Annotated in this window: 20 protein-coding genes; 10 read left to right on the top strand and 10 right to left on the bottom strand. The window is 45.0% G+C overall.

The annotated features are described in order from the left end of the window. The first annotated feature begins 108 nt into the window (after positions 1-108). From dnaX to recR, 3 genes are read left to right on the top strand one after another with little or no spacing between them, the layout of a single operon-like run. Positions 109-1,770 (top strand): DNA polymerase III subunit gamma/tau, encoded by a 1,662-nt coding sequence (gene dnaX, locus ACODJP_RS06940; RefSeq protein ID WP_422479903.1) that lies wholly within the window; start codon positions 109-111, stop codon positions 1,768-1,770. Between the two features lie 19 nt (positions 1,771-1,789). Then, positions 1,790-2,086 carry a YbaB/EbfC family nucleoid-associated protein gene (locus ACODJP_RS06935; protein WP_422479901.1) on the top strand — a complete coding sequence of 99 codons (297 nt, stop codon included), beginning with the start codon at positions 1,790-1,792 and terminating at the stop codon, positions 2,084-2,086. Then, positions 2,083-2,676, top strand: coding sequence for a recombination mediator RecR (recR, locus tag ACODJP_RS06930; protein ID WP_422479899.1), 594 nt, complete (start codon positions 2,083-2,085; stop codon positions 2,674-2,676). Before ACODJP_RS06935 ends, recR begins: the two co-directional genes overlap by 4 nt. A gap of 5 nt (positions 2,677-2,681) precedes the next feature. On the opposite strand, the gene ACODJP_RS06925 is transcribed toward recR, so the two are convergent. The 3 genes from ACODJP_RS06925 to ACODJP_RS06915 all read right to left on the bottom strand — a co-directional run bounded on the left by ACODJP_RS06925 (position 2,682) and on the right by ACODJP_RS06915 (position 5,945). Beyond that, positions 2,682-3,467, bottom strand: a complete 786-nt coding sequence (locus ACODJP_RS06925; protein WP_422479897.1) for a TerB family tellurite resistance protein — start codon at positions 3,465-3,467, stop codon at positions 2,682-2,684. A gap of 9 nt (positions 3,468-3,476) precedes the next feature. Continuing rightward, positions 3,477-4,901, bottom strand: coding sequence for an MGH1-like glycoside hydrolase domain-containing protein (locus tag ACODJP_RS06920; RefSeq protein ID WP_422479895.1), 1,425 nt, complete (start codon positions 4,899-4,901; stop codon positions 3,477-3,479). 87 nt (positions 4,902-4,988) lie between these two features. Continuing rightward, positions 4,989-5,945, bottom strand: coding sequence for a diacylglycerol/lipid kinase family protein (locus ACODJP_RS06915; protein WP_422479893.1), 957 nt, complete (start codon positions 5,943-5,945; stop codon positions 4,989-4,991). Between the two features lie 84 nt (positions 5,946-6,029). Here ACODJP_RS06915 and ACODJP_RS06910 point away from each other — a divergent pair, with 84 nt between their 5' ends. From ACODJP_RS06910 to ACODJP_RS06895, 4 genes are read left to right on the top strand one after another with little or no spacing between them, the layout of a single operon-like run. Continuing rightward, positions 6,030-7,943, top strand: a complete 1,914-nt coding sequence (locus ACODJP_RS06910) for a YgiQ family radical SAM protein (protein WP_422479891.1) — start codon at positions 6,030-6,032, stop codon at positions 7,941-7,943. Continuing rightward, a complete protein-coding gene (locus ACODJP_RS06905) occupies positions 7,940-9,340 on the top strand; it encodes an MATE family efflux transporter (protein ID WP_422479889.1) in 1,401 nt (466 codons plus the stop codon). The genes ACODJP_RS06910 and ACODJP_RS06905 overlap by 4 nt, the downstream gene beginning before the upstream one ends. A gap of 45 nt (positions 9,341-9,385) precedes the next feature. After that, entirely contained in the window at positions 9,386-10,564 is a 1,179-nt protein-coding gene (gene nagA / locus ACODJP_RS06900) for an N-acetylglucosamine-6-phosphate deacetylase (protein WP_422479887.1), read from the top strand. 21 nt (positions 10,565-10,585) lie between these two features. Then, a complete protein-coding gene (locus ACODJP_RS06895; RefSeq protein WP_422479885.1) occupies positions 10,586-12,064 on the top strand; it encodes an aminoacyl-histidine dipeptidase in 1,479 nt (492 codons plus the stop codon). Positions 12,065-12,185: 121 nt separating this feature from the next. Here the strand turns inward: ACODJP_RS06895 and ACODJP_RS06890 are convergent, their stop codons facing one another. Both ACODJP_RS06890 and ACODJP_RS06885 read right to left on the bottom strand, forming a co-directional pair. Further along, on the bottom strand, positions 12,186-13,400 hold the full coding sequence (locus ACODJP_RS06890; protein ID WP_422479883.1) for an FprA family A-type flavoprotein: 1,215 nt from the start codon (positions 13,398-13,400) through the stop codon (positions 12,186-12,188). Between the two features lie 57 nt (positions 13,401-13,457). Then, the gene (locus tag ACODJP_RS06885; protein ID WP_422479881.1) at positions 13,458-14,174 is read right to left on the bottom strand and encodes a M48 family metallopeptidase; all 717 of its coding nucleotides are present in this window, start codon (positions 14,172-14,174) and stop codon (positions 13,458-13,460) included. A 13-nt stretch (positions 14,175-14,187) separates the two neighbouring features. Between ACODJP_RS06885 and ACODJP_RS06880 the strand changes: the two genes are divergently transcribed. Beyond that, complete coding sequence (locus ACODJP_RS06880; RefSeq protein ID WP_422479879.1) at positions 14,188-14,637, top strand: hypothetical protein; 450 nt, start codon at positions 14,188-14,190, stop codon at positions 14,635-14,637. Here ACODJP_RS06880 and ACODJP_RS06875 read toward each other — a convergent pair. Next, the gene (locus ACODJP_RS06875) at positions 14,615-15,535 is read right to left on the bottom strand and encodes a lysine exporter LysO family protein (protein ID WP_422479877.1); all 921 of its coding nucleotides are present in this window, start codon (positions 15,533-15,535) and stop codon (positions 14,615-14,617) included. The two genes, ACODJP_RS06880 and ACODJP_RS06875, sit on opposite strands and share 23 nt — an antisense overlap. 129 nt (positions 15,536-15,664) lie before the next feature. On the opposite strand from ACODJP_RS06875, the gene ACODJP_RS06870 reads away from it, so the two are divergent. Further along, a complete protein-coding gene (locus ACODJP_RS06870; protein ID WP_422479875.1) occupies positions 15,665-16,858 on the top strand; it encodes a TraB/GumN family protein in 1,194 nt (397 codons plus the stop codon). 103 nt (positions 16,859-16,961) lie between these two features. Here the strand turns inward: ACODJP_RS06870 and radA are convergent, their stop codons facing one another. The 4 genes from radA to ACODJP_RS06850 are packed head-to-tail and all read right to left on the bottom strand — an operon-like array spanning position 16,962 to position 20,997. After that, entirely contained in the window at positions 16,962-18,332 is a 1,371-nt protein-coding gene (gene radA / locus ACODJP_RS06865) for a DNA repair protein RadA (protein ID WP_422479873.1), read from the bottom strand. 6 nt (positions 18,333-18,338) lie between these two features. Beyond that, the gene (locus ACODJP_RS06860) at positions 18,339-19,286 is read right to left on the bottom strand and encodes a peptidylprolyl isomerase (protein ID WP_422479871.1); all 948 of its coding nucleotides are present in this window, start codon (positions 19,284-19,286) and stop codon (positions 18,339-18,341) included. A gap of 24 nt (positions 19,287-19,310) precedes the next feature. Then, positions 19,311-20,192, bottom strand: coding sequence for a ParB/RepB/Spo0J family partition protein (locus ACODJP_RS06855; protein WP_422480394.1), 882 nt, complete (start codon positions 20,190-20,192; stop codon positions 19,311-19,313). A 46-nt stretch (positions 20,193-20,238) separates the two neighbouring features. Further along, positions 20,239-20,997, bottom strand: a complete 759-nt coding sequence (locus tag ACODJP_RS06850; protein ID WP_422479869.1) for a ParA family protein — start codon at positions 20,995-20,997, stop codon at positions 20,239-20,241. Positions 20,998-21,107: 110 nt separating this feature from the next. On the opposite strand from ACODJP_RS06850, the gene ACODJP_RS06845 reads away from it, so the two are divergent. Next, a complete protein-coding gene (locus ACODJP_RS06845) occupies positions 21,108-21,329 on the top strand; it encodes a NifU family protein (protein ID WP_422479867.1) in 222 nt (73 codons plus the stop codon). Positions 21,330-21,410: the final 81 nt, after the last annotated feature.

The following is a 21,410-nucleotide window of genomic DNA, read 5'->3' as shown; positions in this document are numbered from 1 at the left end:
TTCAACGAAGATTTCCTTCTCTCCAATTTCCCCGTTATCACCTTCAATCGTTTTCATTATTCCGTTCACATGGTATAGTCTTATTTGTCTGTAGACATTGGAGCGACAATGGCATATGAAGTAACGGCAACCAGAAAAAGGCCCCAACTGTTCGATGGATTGGTTGGCCAACAGTTTGTGGTATCAACCATCAAGAATGCGATTGAACAGGGTAGGACCGCCCATGCATATTTATTCAGTGGTCCTCGTGGAGTTGGTAAGACAAGCTCTGCAAGAATTCTCGCCAAAGCCTTGAATTGTGAGCAGGGACCAACCCCGTATCCATGTGGGGTCTGTTCCCATTGTATTGAAATAACCCAAGGGAACTGTCCCGATGTGATTGAAATCGATGGAGCTAGCAATACCAGTGTAAACGATGTCCGCATAATCAAGGATGAAGTCCTTTTCCCTCCACAAAGTTCTCGTTACAAAGTCTATATCATAGATGAAGTACATATGCTTTCAACCAGTGCGTTCAATGCATTACTGAAAACCATCGAGGAACCTCCCGAGTATGTTGTGTTCATATTCGCGACAACCGAGACCCAAAAAGTTCCGGCGACAATCCGATCGAGGTGCCAACAATTCCATTTCCAGCTGATCCCTCTTGAGGCTATTAAGGATGTTCTGACAGAAACTGCAAATGAAATGGGCATAGAAGCCGATGATGACGCTCTTTTCTGGATCGCTAAAGAATCCACTGGCTCGATGCGAGATGCTTATACCCTATTCGATCAGGTTGTTTCATTCAGCAACGGATCCATCACCTTGGAAAAGATACAACAGAAACTCGGTCTTGCAGGATTGGACAAAATTTCGGCAATAGTGGGTTCCTTATTAGAGGATAGAACAGATACATCCCTGCTTGCATTGCATACCCTCTTGGATTCAGGAGTTTCAGTTGAACAATGCATTAAGGATCTTGCCGAATATATGAGAACGCTTTTGTTGATCAAAAGAGGCGTACTCAACGAATCTATCCTAGGTGTACAAGTATCCCAAATTCCATCAATTGTCCGTGATGCCTATACAGAAGAGCAACTGGAGGCAGCTTTCGAGCTTTTTCTCAAACTCTACCGTGATATCAGATTCTCTCTGAATCCGAGATTTGAGCTAGAACTCGCAATCAGTAGGCTTTCCCATCTCCGCCGTATGGCCTCTTCGGTTGTCCTAGTCCGAAAGATAGAAGACCTCAAAGAATCCCTTATGAATACCGAGCTCCGCGTTGGTGCAGTGCAAAAAGCGGCGACTGTGGTCGTCCAAACCGCAATGCCACAACCCCCAGTAGTAACGACTAGGGAGAAAGATGTCGTAGCAGAACCAGAGCAAACAGAAAAAACTATAGTTAAAGACAAACCGATTGAGCAACCACCCAAGGAAGAGGTAAAACAGTACAAGAAGATTACCATGGAGAGGTTACCTGAGCTTATACAAGAAATGGCTGCTGAACGTGATCCTGCCGGAATCGTACTTAGTCAGGTAGTAGCGGTAAACCATACCGAAGAACTACTCAGTTTTATCTTCGCTTCCAAATATGCGATGGAAAGCGCAAAGCAAAATGAGGAAACGTTGAGAAAGTTGGTTGCTCGACATACTGGATATGATGGTCCTTTGCAATTCAGTAAAGAAGAGACAAATCCGGCGCAAACAAGTACACCTAAGATGAAAACCGATGAAATTGCAAACACCATAGCGACAATGTTTCGAGGTGAGGTGTTGCACCTACAATAGGTAAACAACTGGAGGAACCATGAACCCATTCGATCTATTCAAGAATATGCAAAACATACAATCCCAGATGCAGCAGATGCAATCCAAGCTGGAAGAATTGCGTGCTACCGGAAGCTCTGGAGCCGGAATGGTAGAAATAACGATTAATGGAAAGATGGAAGTACAATCCATCCATATCTCAGAAGAGGTGGTTGATCCATCCGATATCGGTACGCTCGAAGTCCTTGTCGCATCAGCTTTCAATTCTGCGGTAAAAGAGATACAAGACCGTTTGAAGAACGAAGCGACTGCTTTAGCCGGGGGGATGAATTCATGACATCCTTGGAGATCCTTGCCAAACAACTTTCCAAATTACCGGGCATAGGACCAAAGAGTGCTTCCCGTCTTGCATTCCATTTGATTAAGAGCGACAGGGAATACAACAGACAACTTTCCAACCTCATCGCTGAAATCCAGGATCTCGTTTTCCCCTGTTCCATATGTGGCAGTTATACCGAAACCGATCCCTGCCCGATTTGTACTGATGCTTCAAAAGACAGATCTCTCCTCTGTGTAGTTGAAGAACCTCAGGATGTGATCACCATTGTCTCCAGTGGATCATATAATGGCCTTTTCCATGTGCTCGGTGGTGCGCTGTCTCCCCTAGAGGGAATCGGTCCCGACAAACTGGACTTCACCAATCTCATGAAAAGGATAGATGAGGGCACGTTTTCTGAAGTGATTATCGCAACTAACCCCACTGAAGAGGGAGATACGACGGCAATGTATGTTCGCCATCTGTTGAAAGGCAAAGGATTGGCATTGACCCGTCTAGCATCAGGCCTCCCTATTGGTGGAGACCTCGAGTATGCCGACAGGCTCACACTCGCACGATCAATGCGGGGAAGAGTGGAATTCGGAGAATAAAGCGTTTATACGATGTTGCGCTCTTTTTTGATAGTGTCGTAGGCTTCTTGGATAACACGGAATTTCTCAGCCGCAAAGGTAGTGAACTCCTCAGGAAGCCCTTTCGAAGCAATCGAGTCGGGGTGAAATTCCCTACTGAGTTTACGATAAGCTCTCTTAATCTCATCCACTGAGGCATTGCTTTGGAGTCCCAATACCGCATAAGCTTTGGAAGGAGATGCGGCAATAGTTCCATAACGACGCTTTATACTAGCAAGAAGACTGTCTTGGATGCGGAAGATCTTTGCCGCAACGGTAATCAGTCGATCTTCATCCTGGTTGATACTTCCATCGGCAGCCGCTACACGTACCAATATATCTATCATCAACTCCAAGATAGCCGGCTCATGGGCAAAATTCTGATAGAATTGGGTTGCAAACTGATCGAAAGTGCCGCCACCGGTCAAGGCCGCATTGAAAACCCGAAGAGCCGCTTGCCTACTTTGTGGATCCAGCTTCAAATCCTGGGAAATAAACTCCTCAACCTTCTTCTGTTCCTCGGGTAGGAGCCGTCCATCTACAGTTGCCATTCTGGCAAGCATAGAGAAGGCTCCAACGAAGAATATCATCTGAGATTGTTGTTGGGTATTCATCGAAGAGTCTGTCCCGAAGGGAATAGAATGATCCTGTGTTGTCGTGTATACATTTGCCCGGTCGAAGAGATTACCGAATGCGATTCCAGCAATCATCCCCAAGGGCCCTCCAATAGCAAGACCCATAGCTCCACCGATCAATTTTCCCATCCAACCCATGTCTTGGTCCTACAATTTATCGATGAGCATGGAACATTTACCAGAGGGTATGGGAAGGGTCTTCTTTTTCTTCTCATCAAGTATTTCGATGGTGAAATAGTAGAGCTTCTCCGATTCCAACCGAATTTCCCAACCACGAGGTTGTTTATTGCTCAGAATGGTAATCATATTACGTTTTAGGGAAAGACCTTCAATCCCCATTGCCTCGAGTGTTGTCATTGTCCAATCAACCGTCTTTCTTGGGAGGGAAATATCCAGACCAAGAATATCTTCGATCATAAGCGTAATGGTCACCAGACCCGTCATATGAATGAAACGTCTTTTGGGGAAATCGGGAATTTCTTCACATTCGGAAGGCCCCTCCTTTGAGGGTAAATACGCTTCCCATACATCGCCAACCTCTTCTCCATTTGGATGCAAGGTATCGAGGATGAAGTAGAGATGCCGGATGGAACACTCCCGGGCAAATTCGAATTGTCCGTAATGTTCGAGCCCTTTCACCACCATGAAAGTATTGAAAGGAACAACACCACCTTTGTACCCGTCTCCGGATTCGGAATAATCGGGATCACTGACCGGAATGGTTGGGAAAGGATTCTCCGTTCCAAACATATCAGGAGAGGAGAGGTGCGCAATAAAACCATCGGCTCGCTCCTCATTGGGAATCTCAGCCAAGAGCGTCCAATAGGCACCAATATGCTTCCTCTTTATCCTTTTTTCCTTCACATCCAGATCAAAATAATACATCTCCTCGGGATCCCACATCATGCTGTTGATTCGGGTTTTCAAAGAGAAATAGAGCCGTTTATACCGAAAACTCAGTTCTTTATCGTTTAAGATATCTCCAATAGCGGAGAGATAAAGTGCATTGACTGCCAACTGGGCATTGAAATCGACTGGATAATACATGGAATCACGGGGAACATTTCCTAGCATACATGCAGATTGAGGAACTGCATAAAGCCCGTTCTCTCTAAGAAAATTATCCTTAAGCCAATCGAAATGCCGCTCCAATACCGGGACGATTTCCTTGAGACGTTTCTTGTTACCTATCTTATGGTAGAAACCATGCTCCACAAAAGCAAATATCGGAGGGCAAACCCCTTCCGGATTATCTGCAGTGAAGATTGGATTCCCATCCTCAATGGAATAATCGCTTCTGATGGCTCCAGATTCCTCCTGCTTGCCATAGAAATAATCCATCATGGGAAATGGAGAATAGTTCTGGTTGCTATACACAAGGAAGAGAGCAGCCATACAGGTATGGAGCTGGTTGAACGTCTGTTGCCCAGGGTACGAAAGATAATTACCGGAAAAACCATTTTCCTTCGTTCCCTGAGTCCAATATTCGTCTATCCAAACCCAGGTCCGGTCGTACATATCGACAAAATCCTGGTCGTAAAAGTGTACCGACGGTACTATATCCTTAATCAACACCAACTCCTCATTCATTCAATCGGAAAACTACAAAATCACGCACTGTAAACAATACAACGAGATGACGCATTAGTCAAATAATGCCTAGAAATTTCTTATACATTTCAAACCCTTGGGAAACAACTTTACCCGAATGCTCTTACAACCCCTGGAAACCTCTTCTCCATCCGTCTGACACACAAGGACATCCTCCTTGGCTGTGATGGTAATATCGGTTGCCCTGAACATGGAAAACCTATCGGTATCCAATTGGCTTCCAGAAAGGAACTTAACCGCATAGCGAAGGATTTCTTTTCCCGCGATCGGCCTATTGGCATATACTACATCGAGCAATCCATCATCCAACTCAGCGTAAGGCCCCATGATGAAAGTTGAGCCCATTCTTCTCCCATTACACAAAGAAATCTGTTGTGTCTGACAGCTGAACGAACCATGTTCACTCGAGATTTCAACCTCTTGTGCTTTCGGGTAATGGACCAAAATCTTGAGAAAACCTAAAAGATAACTCAACATTCCACTTACATGTTTGAAATCCGATGCCACAAAATTCACCAATGAATCGAATCCAATCCCAACACCATTCACGAAGCAGCGACCTTCATCAAACCTACCGCCCCAGACTTCTCCATAATCGATATAATCATAGGAGTTGGAGACTATAAGCTGACAGGCCTCCTCTACACCTTTCGGAATTCCAGCGAAGTAGGCGAAATCATTACCCCTTCCAATGGGTATCAATCCAATGACTGGAGACTCTTCTAATGATAAGCCCAAGCTCCTCGAAGCCTTCATCGTACCTTCGACAACCTCATTTACCGTACCATCTCCACCTGCTGCAATGATTGTCCGGTAACCGCTCAATACAGCATCTTTTGAGAGGGCAATAGCCTCCATTGGATGCTCTGTGAGCACCATTCGAAACGGTATCGATCGATTGGTGAAGAAGGATTGGATTGCATCCCGTTGCCTCAATGCCCTACCCTTTGCGGCGTTCGGATTCAGGATGATGAAGATCTCGGGCTGTGTTGCGACCTGGGGCATGTACCGATCCTTTGGAAAGATTGACAATCAAGAGCGTATCATACCCTATTTACAGAGGGTTTTCAATCCAATATAGTGCTTTGCATGAATAGAAATAGACCGTTTCTTCCGTTGGACAGGTCGGAAATGGAGCAACGGGGTTGGGATACTGTTGATATCGTCTTCATCAGCGGAGATGCTTACGTGGACCACCCTTCATTCGGAGCTGCCCTGTTGGGAAGACTCATAGAGGCCAATGGATATCGTATAGGTATCGTCGCCCAACCCGATTGGGAAAGGATCGATGATTTCCTCGTATTTGGAAAACCTCGTCTATGCTGCATGATCTCGGCAGGAAATATCGACTCTATGGTGAATCGTTACACGGCAAACAACAAAGTGAGGAACGATGATCCCTATACACCGGGAGGCAAGGGGGGTAAACGTCCGGACCGTGCCACCATCACCTATTGTACAAAAGCTCGTCAGGCATTTGGAAGAGACATCCCGATTATCATAGGTGGGCTAGAAGCTTCATTGCGTAGGCTTGCACACTACGATTTTTGGAGCGACAAGGTTCGTAGAAGTATGTTGTTGGATGCAAAAGCGGACCTACTCGTCTATGGCATGGGCGAACTGCAAACTATGGAAATACTTGAGAGACTCCAATCGGGAAAGAAGATATCAGAGATTACCGATATTCCCGGTACCGCATTCCATCTACCGATAAAAGCTTTAGAGAAGCTGAAACAGGATAGGCAAGAGAGTCCGTTTCTCCAATTGCCCTCGTATGAATCGGTCTCTGAGCGAGACAGACAAAGCAATACTCCAAGTGAATCAGCGAAGTTGGATTATGCAAAATCGGTAGAGAGCCAACTATTACATGAAAATCCGTTCGATCCAACAGTCCTTCTCCAAAACAGCGGAGACAGGGTGGTAGTAGTTAATCCTCCCATGAGGCCACTGACCCAAACTGAATTCGACAGGATCCAGGAACTTCCCTACAACCGGAGATGGCATCCCCGCTACGACAATACTGGGGGTATTCCCGCATTGGATGAAGTCCAGTTCAGTATTACCAGCAATCGAGGTTGCTTCGGATCGTGTTCTTTTTGTGCCATCACAAGTCATCAAGGGCGGATAATAACCAATCGTTCGATAGCCTCATTGGTACATGAGACTGAAGAAATTACACAATTAACCAATTTTAAGGGTAACATCCATGATGTTGGTGGCCCAACCGCAAACTTCCAGGATGTCGCATGCGATCGCCAGAAGACGTACGGACCTTGCCAGCGAAAGTTGTGTCTCTATCCACAACCATGTGTAAATCTTAACGATTCCCACCCTGCTTACATCGAGAGATTGGAAGCGATTGAGAAGGTTCCAAAGGTAAAACGGGTGTTTATCCGTAGTGGAATCAGATACGATTATCTTTTGGCAACAGGTGATAAGAAATCCCAAAATCGGTTTATGGAGCGGTTGGCAAGCAAGCATGTCAGTGGGCAGCTTCGGGTTGCTCCTGAGCATATGGATCCAAAAGCTCTCGATACTATGGGAAAACCTTCAGTCGGTTGGTATGAGCAATTCGTAGAAGAGTTTACAAGAGCATCAAATGAGTGTTCAAAGGAGCAATACTGCCTTCCTTATCTCATCGCAGCTCACCCTGGGACCACTTTGGATGCGGCAATCGATCTTGCGCTATACCTTCATAGAACACACTTCATTCCAGAGCAGGTTCAAGAATTCTATCCTACCCCAGGAACCATCGCCACATGTATGTACTTCACGGGACTGGATCCGCGACCAGGAAAAGGCTTTGCAAAGATTCATGTCCCAAAGGGGAGAGAGAGACACATCCAACGAGCACTACTTCATTATCATAAACCGGAAAACCGGAATCTTGTGAGGGAAGCATTGGAAACAACAGGAAGAAAAGACCTCATTCCGATACTCTTGGGACCGAAGAGATCAACTAGCTTGCCACAAAGAAACAAACGTGGTAAAGCACGTACATGATTGCCATACATCCGTCTCTTCCTGAGGATACTAGGAGAGATTTTTTCTCCAGACTCATATTCCTTTCTCTCCCGATCATGCTTCAGAATCTCTTGATGGCATCGGTTTCTTTTATTGATACCATGATGATAGGAATGGTTGGGGAAGAGGCTATAGCTGCTGTCGGCCTCGCCAATCAGATGTTCTTCTTGATAACCCTTTTTTTCTTCGGCGTCAGTAGCGGTGCAGCGATTTTTGTAGCTCAATATTGGGGAGCCCAGGATCGTCAATCAATGCACAAGGTAATGGGAATCGCCCTTCTAATCAGTTTGGTGGGGGCTTTAGTCAGCTCAATCTTCTCTTTTGTTTTTCCTGAAACTATCATGGCAATTTTTAGTGACGATCCTGCAGTAGTGGCCTTTGGGAAGGATTATCTTAAAGTGGTAGCTGTTAGTTACCTGTTCACTGCGATTGTGATGGTCTATTCCACTTCTCTTAGAAGTACAGGAGATGCCAAGACGCCCCTGTATATTGCTGTACTCTCCATGAGTCTCAATGTAGTGCTCAATTATGTATTGATTCTTGGCAAGTTTGGATTTCCCAGATTGGAGGTAAAGGGAGCCGCATTGGCAACCACTATTGCACGGGGAGTGGAACTTGTTCTCCTGCTTTTGCTGGTCTACGGGAAGAAGCGGGCTGTGGCAGCGTCTATAACTAGCTTGGTCGGATTCAATCGATCGATGGTCAAAAAATACTTCATTACTTGTCTACCGGTCATTCTGAATGAGATGTTCTGGTCCTTGGGAATGACGACCTATAAGATAGCATTTTCCCGTATGGGGATGGAGGTCATCGCTTCGGTGAATGTGAGTGAAGCTATCCAAAATCTTTTCTTCGTAGTCCTGATGGGCATCGCAAACGCCAGCGCGATCATGATAGGAAACCGTATTGGTGAGAATAGGATAGACATGGCGAAGATATACGCCTCCAGATTATTGAATATCGGTCTTATCACGGGAACGTTCCTCGGAGGCTTACTGGCAGTCTTGGCACCATGGCTCTCAATTCCTTTCAATCTCAGCCCTACGGTTGCCCATATGACTTCCCGATCATTACTCTCACTGGGATTGTTGGTGCCAATTAAGGCCTACAATATGGTTTTAGTGGTGGGAGTCCTCCGTTCGGGTGGAGATACACGTTTTTCGATGTTCGCAGAATTGACTGGAGTATGGCTTATCGGTGTACCATGTGCATTTATCGGAGCTATGCTCCTACAGATTCCCATTTACTATCTCTATGTATTCATCGGCTTGGAAGAGGCTTTCAAGCTTGTCGTGGGAGCATTCAGGATAAAAAGTGGAAAATGGATCAATAGACTTACTGAAGATGTCCCCACCCTTCAGGAGACTCTGGCTTGACCGCCCAGATTACCCCACGTATATTCTAGTCAGGAGGTCGAGACCATGGGAACGACCGTATTGACGAATGCCACAATCATCGCCGGATCGGCGAAGCTACAGGATTGTGGTTTATTCATAGATGCTGCTGGTAATATCGGCGACATATTCAACATGAAACGTTTTGGACAGAAAAACTTCCCTCCTGGAACCGAAATTATTGACGTTGGGAAGGCATTTGTCACTCCGGGATTTATTGATACCCATATCCATGGTATTGGTGGTTTCGGCACAGAAGACGCTTCTGTCGATTCTATCCTAGGAATGTCAAAGCGATTAGCCGATTTTGGAGTCTCTGGTTTTTTTCCTACAGTATTCACCGATACGACAGAGAGGATGCTTGCATCAATTGAAGCTATCGTATCGGCTATCGGAGATGAAGAGGGAGCTGAAATTTTGGGTATACACCTAGAGGGACCTTTCATCTCGACGGTCCGCGTTGGGGCTCAAAATCCCGAGGGAGTGAAGTCGGTAGATTTGGAGCTCTTCCGTTCTCTCATTGAGGCTGGCAAAGGGCATGTAATTTCAATGACGGTAGCTCCTGAATTGAAAGGTATGCGTGAATTGGCTATCACTGCAATAAAAGAGGGCATCGTCCTCTTGGCTGGACATACGAATGCTACCTATGAAAATATTATTGAGGGAATGCAAGTCGGTATTCTCCACTCGACTCACTTCTTCAATGCAATGAGTAGGTTGCACCACAGGAACCCCGGAACAGTCGGAGCTATATTGATTGAACAGGATATGCAATGCGAGGTGATCACTGATGGAGTCCATGTCCACCCCGAGCTCGTAAAAATGCTCTTGAAAGAGAAACAAGTCAGGAATGTGGTCTTGGTGACCGATTCACTCAAGCCTACCATGCAGGAGAGTGGAGAGCTGTATGCAAATGGAGAATTGGCCATTCTTGCTAAAGATGGTGCATTTCATAAAGCAGCTGATCCCGATACCATGATGGGATCATCCCTTACCATGTTGTCGGGAATCCGTAATCTCGTGTCCTGGGAGGTCCCTATAGAATCGGCCATTCAGATGGCCACGGCAAACCCAGCGAGGATCTATGATCTCTCCATGATGGGCCGCCTTATTCCAGGATACCTTGCAAATATCACGGTTTTCGATGACGATTTCCATATAAAAGGATTGTTCATCCGTGGTACCATGATTAGGAATAATTTTTAGAACAGCCCCTAGGAGGAGTACATGCCAGCATCCACAACACTATCTGAAAAAGCCATTTCAGGACTGCAACCAGATTCCCTTTGGAACTATTTCCTTGACATCTCCAGAATTCCAAGGGAGTCAGGAAATGAAGATGGGGTGCGTCAATATCTTATTGACTTTGCAAAGGATCATGAATTCTCCTACCACGTAGACAACGTAGGCAATGTCATTATACAGACTCCTGCGACAAAAGGAATGGAGGGTATTCCCTCATTGGCTCTCCAAGGTCATATGGACATGGTATGTGTAAAGGACGTTGGAGTTGAGCATGACTTTGCCAAAGACCCCATTACCCTTCTTCGAGAAGGGGATTGGATTACCGCAAAAGGAACTACACTTGGTGCTGATAATGGTATAGCGATCGCCCTTATTCTAGACCTGCTTTCGGATCCTCAGGCTGAGCATGGACCACTTGAAGCCATATTTACTACTTCGGAAGAGACTGGTCTGGAGGGGGCTTTTGGTCTGGATGCATCATTGATCAAGAGTAGAAAAATGCTCAATCTAGATAGTGAAGAAGAGGGTGTTTTCTATATCGGATGTGCTGGAGGAGTAGAAGTTCGGGGATCGGTCCCATTTGAGACAACACCTGTTTCAGGTGATGATAGGGCTGTTTCCATAACAGTTGATAACTTGAGAGGAGGCCATAGCGGAGGGGAGATACACAAACAACGAGCAAACGCAATCACATCCATGGCCAGAGTCCTTCGCAATATTGCCGATGAAATGCCTATTCGGCTTGCCTCTATCGAGGGAGGGACAAAGAGAAATGTCATTCCAAGCTCTTGTACAGCGACCATAACAATACCCTCAAATTTGGAAGATAAGGCAAAAATCATAGTAAAGACTATATATGAAGACCTTAAAAATGAATTTTCCCAATCAGACCCAGATCTTCGTGTCACTATGGAAACTACAACAAAGGCAGTTGTTTCTGCCCCATCTTTGGAAACGTCTATAACTATGATCAATGCACTTTTCCTTGCTCCTCATGGCGTAGAACGTATGAGTCAGAGAATTGAAGGAATCGTAGAAACTTCGAGCAATCTTGCGGTAATAAGAACTACAGAGAATGCCTTTACCCTTATAACGAGTCATAGATCCTCTCTCATGTCTAGCCGAGATATGGTTGCTAAGAAAGCAATCTTGGCTTTTGAAACAGCTGGAGCAACCTGCAAACTCGAAAATCCGTATCCGGCATGGACGCCTAATCCCGATTTACCTTTGGCAAAATTTTGCGCTCAAGCATGGAAAGAAAAAATGGGTAACCCAGCTGAGGTCACGGCAATCCATGCTGGACTCGAATGTGGAATAATTAACTCTCTGGTACCAGGAATGGATTCGGTCTCTCTCGGTCCGGACCTTGAAGATGTCCATTCAACCAAGGAAAGGGTTTCAATTTCTTCAACAGCCAAGATAGCCCAGTTCCTGAGACATCTCTGCCCTACCATTTCTTAGAGAGGGTAGGTCTGCATCGGTAGCCCCCGACCGGCAAACCGTAGGGGAGCCGGAAAAGCAGGGGGCGTAAAGCCGACAAGGCCGAGGGAGAGGCTTCTCCCCCTCCCCTAGGAAATTATTCTCACTTCCACTCTTTAACACTTGCCGCAAGAGCTTTGGCGACCTCGATAGCTTTTTTCTTATCCTCATTGGAAGGTGCACCTTGGTACTCCACGACCCCTAGGCAATCCCATTTTAGCGCCTGAACGATTGGATCAAATTGTTTCTGTGCACCACCAGACCAGCCGAAGGAACCGAAACGCATCACTTTCCTATTGTTCACATGGCTACGGTCAAGTACATCGAGAATATGATACATAGGGGGGAACATACGATATTCATAGGTTGGCATTCCGATTACAAGACCACTAGAGCGCCAAGCGGAAGCCAGTACATGGGAAGCATGTTCTTTTGGAACCTCATGGAGATGGACTTTCACACCCTCCTCCTCAATAGCCTCCTTGATTATTGGAACCAAGGCTGCCGTATTTCCATACATACTACTCCAGACAAAAGTAATTTCGGGTTCGGCCGGCCCATTCATATATTCAGCAAGTCGGCTATAATGATTAATTACCCGAAAAGGCTCTTTACGCCAGACGATACCATGACTTGGAGCTACCATCTTGATTTCCAAGTCAGCCAACTTTTGGATACCACGTGTCACGAACTGACTGAAGGAAGAGACGATATTGGCATAATAACGTTCGGTCTCAGGAATCAGAAGTTCCCACTCGGCCTCTGTCAATTCATCATCGAAACAATGGTCGTATTGGCCAAAAGAGCCAAACGCATCACAGGAGAAGAGAATCCCATCCTCAGGGACATAGGTCATCATAGTCTCTGGCCAGTGAATATTCGGAGTCTCCTCGAAAACAAGAGTTTTACCACCTAGATCGATACTCTCTCCAGAAGCCACAGCTTGTACATTATCTCGTACGTCATAGAAAGCCTCCACCAGGGGAACAGCCTTTTTCGTGCAGAGAATCTTCATATTGGGATTCTTCTTGCACAAAGCCCCCAAAGAACCAGTGTGGTCGGGTTCCATATGGTTGAGCACGAGATAATCGATATCTGAAAAGTTAAGACCGAGACTCTCCAACTGACTCTCTACCTCACCCACAGCACCTTCCCAGTCCTTCACAAGATCAATGAATGCGGTGGCTTTCGAACCTTGGACAACATAGGAATTGAGCAAAACGCCATGTTCGATAGGCCATATACCTTCAAACAAATCCCTGCTACCAATACGGGCATATACGCGGTGTATTCCGGGAACCAAGACATCGGGTTTCATATTTCCTCCTACGAATATAACTCAGTTATACCACAAATCACTACATCTTGGTAGATTTCATAGAGCCTCAGCCCGAAGCCGAAGTCTGTTCATCTCCTTCTGCCGCTCCCTCCAGTTTGGCATATGGAGATCTAACAGTTGCTTGAATTCGGCTCCATGGTTGAAATGCAGAAGGTGTGCGACTTCGTGGAGTGCAAGGTAATCGACAATAGGACGTGGAAGAAGCAATGACCTCAAAGCGAAACGAAGTTCACCCTTTTGGGAACAGCTACCCCATCTTTTTGGGAAGTTGGCCATATCTACTAGAATTGGTCGTTTGAATTTCGTAGAACCTATTTCAGCAAGCCAGTTAGCTACAAGTCCTTCATAAAGGTGAAGTCCCTCTTCACGATACCAGGATATGATTGCGCGTCTTATTGCTACAGGTGTTGCCCGGGAAGATGCATGAACAACCAGCTTATCTCCTTGACGGGAACACGTTGTCTTCTTAATCTTTCCATAGATTATCTTCAATTCCAAACGCTCTTCCATAAAGTAGAAAACATCTTTGTCTTCGTAGGTGTGTGGCCCGTGTGATCTGGGCAGCTGATCCAAATGCTGGAGTTTCTGTTCGATCCAAAGGGTATGAGTTTCTACAAACTGCCGGATTGTCTCACCTGATACCTTATAAGGTGCACATGCTAGCACATCACCGGTATCGGTGATTCGTAGTGCAATTCTCCGCCTTCGCTTGCTGCGAATGACTCTATACTGTACTTTAGGCTCTGATTTCACTACACTATTTCCTATGAACCAAGCAAATCAAATGAAACTGAATCTTCATCAAAATATTTCATATACCAGAGAGCTTCCGTCTCCAGAAAAGTCTTGCCAAACGACTTTCAACAGATTGTGGACCCTATTGGAGACCCTTCCTGTTGGCTCGGAAGGATGTATATCTTGCGAAGCAATCATGACCGATGAAATCTGTATCGTCAACAGTATTTCTGGCTTCTACAACCCAGTGGGAGACGATGCCGAAATTGTACAATCTATCCCAGCAGGGACCTATCTGTTTCAGCAATTACCCTTTCCTCCATCTGATGGCGAAGCCCTCATGCCAACTCTCAACAGATTCGCCATATCCTTGGATTTCAATGAAGAGCGGAAGTCTGTTCTTTTCATTCGCCTCTATAAAGAGGGCCTTTTCACTGTAGCTATACAATTTTTTGCCCCTATCCATACCAAAGAGGAATAAGAAAAGGTGCAACGAGAGTCATAGCCACCCCATGGGCAATAGCCAGCGGAACCACCGTTTCACCTAAGCTCTTTTTAAGTAGCGGAAGGGTAACATCCATACTGGTAGCACCGGCGATACTGACCGCTGAGAAAGAGGTCCGTGATAGTGTTGCCAACAATGGGATCAAAATGAATGCGAGAGATTCTCTGAAGAGATTGCTGAGGAATGATACTGCTCCCAGTTGGGGATCTCCTAGACCGCTTATGAGAACACCTGAAAGAGAGTACCACCCAAAACCGGACACCAGGGTAAGTGCCTCTCGTAATGAATAGGATGTCAACAGTGGTATCGCCAATGCACCTAGATACGTTCCCACGATAGTCGATACGGGCAAAAGGAGCATGAGAGGCGATTTGACAAGTGAGAGGAGATCGACCTCATGTTGGACCATCTGCATTCCCACAAGAAAGAGAAGGATGTAGAGGACAATAGTGATCATTGAACTGTCGTACCATACGAAAAGATCGGTAAGAGAAGATAAGACTATTCCTGCCACCACGATTGCGATCATAAGTAGAGGTGTCTTCAAACGTCTCCAAGTAATCTGTTGCCGTGCATGTTGAGAGGAGCTTACCCTACGCGATAGAAGCATTCCTAACACGCTTGCGGATACAATGCAGCCTAAGGTGACCAAGACAGTCGAAACCAGGGCATCGAACCCCATACGCATAATCTGGTTTTCGATATCATCAATACTCGCCGTATTTACTCCCATGAGGAAAAGCAGTGAATAGAGGATGACATCCAAAGAGAGTGCTGTGCCTCTATGGAGACGTGACTTTCCTATTCCGTGCGCGACAATCGCACCGAAAGCTAAACTAAGAAACAACTGGGTGAGATACCATAGTGTCTGCATATAGCAACATTAGCCGAAACAAAAAAGTTGCTCAAGCAAGGTTGGCCTTCTTGATGCCGGTTTCTTTCCTCTGGTCCTTGTACCTTTGCCTCAACATGGATATATTTGTAAAATCTCGGAGGAATAACGGTGACCATTGAACGAATCAGCGATACGATGCAACGGATAACTTGTGCAAACGGAAAAGAAATAACCTTGATAGGAACTGCCCATGTATCGCGGGACAGTGTGGATGAAGTTTCCAAAACGATCGATGAAATTGGTCCCGATAGGATTTGTGTAGAACTGGATACCGGTCGATACAAATCCAAGACAGAACCTCAAGGATGGGAAAGCCTAGATATCAAGACAATCATCAAAGAGAACAAGGGATTTTTGATGCTTGCCAACATGGCACTCTCTTCCTATCAGAAGAAACTCGGGGAACAGATGGGTGTATCTCCTGGAGATGAGATCATGCAAGCGGCCTCCTTGGCGAATGAACGGAATATCCCCCTTTCCTTCTGCGATAGGGAGATCCAAGTGACTTTCAAGAGAGCTTGGCGACTCTCCAATGGGTGGAATAAGATCAAACTCATTTCCTCCCTACTTACTGCTGTCTTCTCAAAAGAGGAAATTAGCAATGAGGAAATTGAGCGATTAAAGGAGACCAATGTCCTTCAGTCCATGCTAGACGAGATGGCTAGTGAACTCCCTACGATAAAGAAGGTCCTAATTGATGAACGCGACCAGTACTTGGCATCCAACATCTATATGGCGGAAGGTTCCAAAATTGTTGCGGTTGTAGGAGCTGGTCATGCTCCAGGTCTTGTTGCACATATGGAGAAGTTGGACCGCAAGGAAGTTTCCTCTAGCGTGGAACATATAACGAAGGTTCCCCCGGCATCAAAATCGGGAAAGATTTTTTCCTGGGGAATCGTCGTTGCTCTGCTTGGAATAATTGTCGCTGGGTTCATACGATCAGGATGGGACCAAGGACTTGAGATGTTCCTCTATTGGTTTGGCCTCAACGCCTCACTGACCGGAATCGCTGCTATCCTTTCCCTAGCCCACCCCATAACCATAATCGTATCGATGGCAGCAGCCCCTATAACGGCGCTAAGTCCCACACTTGGAGTTGGTATGGTTGCTGGAATCCTGGAAGCAACCATGAGAAAGCCAAGGGTACGCGATTTTGAACATGTCTCTGATGACATCATGCGTTTCAAAGGATGGTTCACCAACAGGATCATCCATGCTCTCTTTATCTTCATGACTACCAGCATTTTTGCCTCTATTGGGACATTCATTGCTTTCCCTTTGCTGATCAGTAAGTTAGGTTAGTATTAGTAAGGATAGCTAACTAATTATACTTTATAGTGGCTCTATGGAAAGTAATATGCATTTTAGCTACTTCCTGGCGGCTTTTATTAGTTAGGAGGGCTTACTAATTACGACTATCCATGTTATCGATCGTAGCGATAGCTTCATCAATACGATCACAATAAAATATCGAAGCTTTTTGCTTCACGGGCATGGATCGTGGTGCAAGAATCTTTGAAAACCCCATATCCACAGAACCCTTGATTCGCTTATCTCCAAAGCCCACAGGCCTTACTTCGCCAGCAAGGCTTAGCTCTCCCATGGAGACGAGGGAAGGTGGCAACGCTTTACCTGTAGAAGCCGAATAAAGTGCCAAGGCAAGTGGTAATTCGATAGAAACTTCACTCAACTTGATTCCCCCAGCCACATTCACGTAGATATCCTTGTCAGAAAGTTGGACATTCGCATGACGTTCCAAGACTGCACTGACACGGGTAACACGCGCGGTATCGATACGTTCGGAATAGACCCTTGTGTAACCATTTTTTGCAGGAACAGTAAGAGCTTGTATCTCCACAAGAAAGGTTCTAGTTCCTTCAAGTACTGCCGTAAAAGCAATACCAGCAGGTAAATTCCCAGATTTCCGTTCGCTGATAAAGAATCCAGCCGGATCTTTGACCGGAACCAAACCCTTTTCAGTCATGAGAAATATACCGATCTCATCAACTGAACCAAATCTATTCTTAACAGCCCTGACTATACGTACTCCAGAACCAGCGAGTTCGAAATACAATACGGTATCCACGATATGCTCAATAGCTTTAGGGCCTGCGATTTGCCCCTCTTTCGTGATATGTCCAATAAAGAAAATTGAAGACCCCTCATGTTTGGCAGAGTCGACCAATTCCATACTACACATACGCATTTGGTTCACGCTTCCAGGTGCGGAGGGAATCTCACTACTTGAAAGCGTCTGCAATGAGTCTATCACCAATACATCGTAGTGGTTTTTATGCATTTCTCCCAACAGAGGCTCGAGACGTGTATCATTATACAGTGTTACCGTATCAAGAGGGACGCCAATCCTTTGTGCACGAGTTTTCACCTGCCCTGGAGATTCCTCCCCAGAAACATAGAGAACTCGTCTATTCTTGATTGCTCCCAAGAGTTGTAACATTAATGTGGACTTGCCAATTCCCGGTTCTCCCCCAAGCAGAACAGTTCCTCCACGCATGATTCCGCCACCCAATACACGATCAAACTCAGAAATTCCAGAAGAATACCGAAAATCAGACTCTACTTCAATTTCTTTCAAAGTAATAGGTTGCGTTTTGTTAGGATCGCTAACTAATGCAATTTTACCAGATTTTCCAGTTTTTCTCACTACTTCTTCCGAAAATGAATTCCATGAGCCGCAATCAGGACAACGACCGAGCCATTTGTTCTCGACTCGGCCGCATTGAGTGCAAATATATTGGGTAGTATTATCCTTCATGATACCTTAGAAGTCCAACAGTTCTACGTCAAATATCAAATATGAATTAGGCGGAATCACTCCTGGATATCCCTGTTTTCCATACCCTAATTCAGGAGGAATGATCAACGTTCTTTTTTCACCCTTCGTCATCGTTACCAGAGCTTCATTCCAACCTTCGATTACTTGCCCGACAGCGAATTGAGCAGGTTCTCCTCTTTTTACTGAGCTATCGAACATCCGCCCATCCATCAAAGTTCCTGTATAGTGGACGGTAACCATGGTACCTTGTTTAGGACTCTTTTTTCCATCACCGGCTTTTATTACAACATAACGAAGACCCGAGTGTGTGACCTTAGCATCTGGCCAACGATTCTTCAATTCTTTATCCAAGGCTTTCTTCAGTTCTTCCAAACGTCCAGATTCTGCCTCCTGAGCCTTAACTACGGCCTCGGAAAAGCTCTCTTTTGAAACGGTAAAGGCTTCGGCATCTTCTCCAATACGGAGAATCTCGACAGCCTCCATCTTGTCTCCTTGTTCAATAGAATTAACCACGTCCATCCCTTCTATGACTGCACCAAAAACACTATGTTTCCCGTCCAACCATGGGGTAGGGACATGAGTAATAAAGAACTGACTACCGTTTGTGCCTGGTCCTGCATTGGCCATAGAGAGGACTCCAGGGCCGGTGTGCTTCAGATCAGCATCAAATTCGTCGGGGAATGTATATCCGGGGCCGCCGGTACCAGTACCCTGTGGACAACCAGTTTGAACCATGAAATCGTTAATTACCCTATGGAATTTCAAACCATTGTAGTATGGTTTTCCTGGATTGAGCAGGTTTAAAGACCCCTCAGCCAATCCAACAAAATTGGAAACGGTCATTGGGACCTTCTGATAATGCAATGACAATACGATATCACCACGATTGGTCTTGATTTTTGCGTACAGCCCATCTTTTAAACTTTCTGACATCTTATTTCCTTATTATATATAATTTTATAATTCTATCAATTCTTCATTTTGTGCTAGAAGACGATACAATCTATCCAAATCATCCATGGAATGATAATAGATTTCCAGCTTCCCTTTTTTAAGAGTCCCTTTAAGCTGGACTTTAGATCCGACAGCCTCCAAAAATTTTTGTTCCAGAACCATCAAATCTACCGACTTTTCCTTATGGACTTTTTCTGCTTGGGATAGCGTAGCACGTTTCCCTTTGTTCAACTCTCCTGCTAATTTCTCTGCTTCCCGCACCGATATTTCTTTTTCAAGGATCTTCCTATAAAGATACTGTTGATCAGCTGGATTGACAACCGACAAGAGTGCTCTGGCATGCCCTGCTGTAAAACCACCTTCAAGCAGAGAGTCTTGCATTTCATGGGGCAATTGTAGAAGTCTAAGGCTATTGGCAATTGTAGATCGTTTCTTCCCTACCCTCTCGGCAAGTTCCTCCTGTCGGATACCCGCTTGCTCTAGAAGATATAAGTATGCTTTCGCCTCTTCAATTGGATTAAGATTTTCCCTTTGAATATTCTCTATTAAAGATACTTCTAATCGCTGCATATCGGTAAATTTTTTAATAATTACTGGAATTTTCTCTAAACCAACAGCTAAAGCCGCCCGATAACGCCGTTCTCCTGCAATAATGGCATACTCATCGTCACTCGATTTTTCAACTAATAAAGGCTGCAAAATTCCTTGAGTTTGTATAGATTCTGCCAACTCATCAAGAGTTTCAGGATCGAATTGCTTTCTAGGCTGATGTGGATTGGGATGGACCTTATTGATTTCCAAAAGCATCAATTTACCGCCCTCAACTTCAATAGTTTCATTACCCAAGGAGGACTTGAATACATCTTCGAATGAGTAATCATCCATTAAGGAACTAATACCCTTCCCCAATCTATGCTTTTTATTTGTTGTATTAGACACGCTTCATAACCTCCTCGGCTAAGCTTTCATAGCCTTGTGCTCCCGAACAAACATTATCATATAAGTTAATTGGCAAGCCATGTGAAGGAGCCTCTGACAATCGAACATTCCTTGGTATTTTTGTTTCAAATACCTTCTCCGAGAAGTATGCAGTCACATCTTCAACAACATCATTTGCCAATCTTGTACGTGCAGTATACATGGTAAATACTATCCCTAGAATTTCTAGGTGAGGATTCAACTGCTTTTTCACATTCCCAATTGTCCTCATCAACAAATTCAATCCTTCCATTGCAAAATACTCACACTGTAATGGAATAACCACATATTCTGCCCAACACATAGCATTGATAGTTACCAAACCTAAAGAGGGAGGGCAATCAACTAGGATGTAATCCCAATCGTTTTCTATGGATACTAAAGCATTTTTTAAGAAAAACTCCCGTGCTAATTCATTGACAAGCTCGACACTCAGACCTGCCAAATCGATCCCTCCTGAAATAACATAGAGGTTTCTTACAGGAGTATCCTGGTAAGCTTCCTTTGGTGTGCATTTACCCACTATCAGATCATAGCTACCGTTATGATTATTATCTGCTGAAACAGCACTTGATAGATTACCTTGGGAATCAAGGTCAATCAGAAGAACCTTATTACCCTTCTCCGCAAGATAAGCCCCTAGATTCACAGCAGTCGTAGTTTTACCTACGCCACCTTTTTGATTTGAAAAGATTATTTTTTTTGCTACCATATATCCACTATAACCAATGCTTTCCAATCTGTCACCAAGTTCCTTGGGGTATTGACCATCAATTATCGCTCATGTATCTTAACTATACTATTACCGAGGAGGCCAATCGCATGATTGATAAAGTTAAAGCTGCAATCGAAAATATTAGACCCGATTTGCAGAATGATGGTGGCGATATTGAATTCGTAAGCATGGAAGGCAACGACGTAACCGTACGTCTTGTTGGATCCTGTGCCGGATGCCCAATGTCCCAGATGACTTTGAAGAATGGAGTCGAACGCTATGTTCGTAGCGTTGTAGACCCTAACATCAATATCATTTCGGTCAACTAATCTATAATGTTTCACGTGAAACATCTTAATTAAATTTTATATGACACAATGTGATTGTTTCACGTGAAACAGAAAACAGCC

The organism is Pleomorphochaeta sp. DL1XJH-081 (genome assembly GCF_049310885.1).
Lineage (GTDB): Bacteria > Spirochaetota > Spirochaetia > Sphaerochaetales > Sphaerochaetaceae > CAYZJV01.
The sequence above is the reverse complement of the archived record's forward strand: the minus strand, read 5'-3'. Positions and strand labels throughout refer to the sequence as shown.

Excerpts from the sequence above, each read along its gene's own strand:
- ACODJP_RS06915 (WP_422479893.1), bottom strand. The coding sequence starts at position 5,945 with ATGCCCCAGGTCGCAACACAGCCCGAGATCTTCATCATCCTGAATCCG.
- ACODJP_RS06890 (WP_422479883.1), bottom strand. The coding sequence starts at position 13,400 with ATGAAACCCGATGTCTTGGTTCCCGGAATACACCGCGTATATGCCCGT.
- dnaX (WP_422479903.1), top strand. The coding sequence starts at position 109 with ATGGCATATGAAGTAACGGCAACCAGAAAAAGGCCCCAACTGTTCGAT.
- ACODJP_RS06855 (WP_422480394.1), bottom strand. The coding sequence starts at position 20,192 with ATGGATGATTACTCATTCGAAGATGTATTCAAGTCCTCCTTGGGTAAT.
- ACODJP_RS06925 (WP_422479897.1), bottom strand. The coding sequence starts at position 3,467 with ATGGGTTGGATGGGAAAATTGATCGGTGGAGCTATGGGTCTTGCTATT.
- recR (WP_422479899.1), top strand. The coding sequence starts at position 2,083 with ATGACATCCTTGGAGATCCTTGCCAAACAACTTTCCAAATTACCGGGC.
- ACODJP_RS06910 (WP_422479891.1), top strand. The coding sequence starts at position 6,030 with ATGAATAGAAATAGACCGTTTCTTCCGTTGGACAGGTCGGAAATGGAG.
- radA (WP_422479873.1), bottom strand. The coding sequence starts at position 18,332 with ATGAAGGATAATACTACCCAATATATTTGCACTCAATGCGGCCGAGTC.
- ACODJP_RS06860 (WP_422479871.1), bottom strand. The coding sequence starts at position 19,286 with ATGTCAGAAAGTTTAAAAGATGGGCTGTACGCAAAAATCAAGACCAAT.
- nagA (WP_422479887.1), top strand. The coding sequence starts at position 9,386 with ATGGGAACGACCGTATTGACGAATGCCACAATCATCGCCGGATCGGCG.
- ACODJP_RS06935 (WP_422479901.1), top strand. The coding sequence starts at position 1,790 with ATGAACCCATTCGATCTATTCAAGAATATGCAAAACATACAATCCCAG.
- ACODJP_RS06880 (WP_422479879.1), top strand. The coding sequence starts at position 14,188 with ATGAACCAAGCAAATCAAATGAAACTGAATCTTCATCAAAATATTTCA.
- ACODJP_RS06875 (WP_422479877.1), bottom strand. The coding sequence starts at position 15,535 with ATGCAGACACTATGGTATCTCACCCAGTTGTTTCTTAGTTTAGCTTTC.
- ACODJP_RS06850 (WP_422479869.1), bottom strand. The coding sequence starts at position 20,997 with ATGGTAGCAAAAAAAATAATCTTTTCAAATCAAAAAGGTGGCGTAGGT.
- ACODJP_RS06905 (WP_422479889.1), top strand. The coding sequence starts at position 7,940 with ATGATTGCCATACATCCGTCTCTTCCTGAGGATACTAGGAGAGATTTT.
- ACODJP_RS06895 (WP_422479885.1), top strand. The coding sequence starts at position 10,586 with ATGCCAGCATCCACAACACTATCTGAAAAAGCCATTTCAGGACTGCAA.
- ACODJP_RS06845 (WP_422479867.1), top strand. The coding sequence starts at position 21,108 with ATGATTGATAAAGTTAAAGCTGCAATCGAAAATATTAGACCCGATTTG.